This is a genomic window from Streptomyces sp. NPDC097129, assembly GCF_055668065.1.
The window spans coordinates 1-1,194 of record NZ_JBVOQE010000083.1 but is presented as its reverse complement, the minus strand read 5'-3'; the positions used below and the strand labels follow the sequence as shown (position 1 = coordinate 1,194).

General features: G+C 60.1%; 1 protein-coding gene. It reads left to right on the top strand.

Annotation, left to right across the window (positions count from 1 at the left end):
• Positions 1-33: 33 nt before the first annotated feature.
• On the top strand, positions 34-1,029 hold the full coding sequence (locus AC0B9F_RS38270; RefSeq protein WP_472010442.1) for an LLM class F420-dependent oxidoreductase: 996 nt from the start codon (positions 34-36) through the stop codon (positions 1,027-1,029).
• Positions 1,030-1,194: the final 165 nt, after the last annotated feature.

The following is a 1,194-nucleotide window of genomic DNA, read 5'->3' as shown; positions in this document are numbered from 1 at the left end:
ACGACGTACGTGTCCATCACAGGAGATCGATATATGAGTTCCACCCACGGCAGCGATGCCCTACGCAAATTTCGGTTTGCGGCCGGTGGCGAGGGCAACGCCGAAGAGGGTGGTGCGCGACGCTTCGTCAAGCTCGCGCAGAAGGCCGAGGAACTCGGCTACGACTCGTTCATGATTCCGGATCACCTGGGTAATCAGGTCGGCCCGATCGCCGCTCTCGGAGCGCTCGCGGTGGCCACCGACAAGATTCGTCTCGGCACCGCCGTGTTGGCCAACGGCTTCCGTCATCCTGCTGTGCTCGCGAAGGACGCGGCGACTATCGACGTGCTGTCCGGTGGTCGACTCGAACTCGGTATCGGTGCGGGCTGGATGAAGGAAGAGTTCGACAAGGGCGGCATCGCCTACGAAAGTCCGGGCGTTCGCATCGAGAAGCTCGAGGAGTCTCTGCAGATTCTCGACGTTCTGCTGCGCGGGCAGGAATGCACTTTCGAAGGCAAGCACTATCAGGTGCGCGGCCTCAAGGGCAGCCCGCGACCGCGGCAGGGCCCGCGGCCACCGATCATCGTGGGCGGCGGAGGCCCGAAGATGCTTGCTCTCGCGGCGAAGTACGCGGACATCATCTCGGTCGCCACACCGACCAACCGTGACGGGCGGCTTCTGCTCTCCGGAATCACGATGGAAAAGACCATCGAACGTGTCGAGCGGATCCGCGAAGCTGCCGGCGAGCGTTTCGATGAGATCGAACTCAACTGGACCATCACCATGATCATGATCACCGATGATCGAGAGCAGGCCGCCGAAATGGCAATCGCCGCTCTGGACCAAGGTTTTCCGCCGAACATCGAAGTGGATCGTAAGCTGAGCGTGGAGGAGCTGTTGAACTCTCCATACCTGGCTGTGGGCACTTTCGAGGAGATCGCAGACCAGATTCGACTGGTCCGCGAGAAGACGTCGATGTCGTACGTCGTGGTCTTCCCGACGCAGATGGAAGCGTTCGCCCCGATCATCCCGTTACTGGCGGGCGAGTAGGCCGGAGAATACGGACGATGCGAATCTGTAACATATCGATGGTTTGGGATCGATGAAGTGATTCAGGTGAGTTGCGCACAAAGTGCGATTCGATTGATCGAAGATGGACCCGAGAGAGCGAAGGAAGTCTGGGGCGCAGGCATGAAGGACAGTGCTTGTGTGATC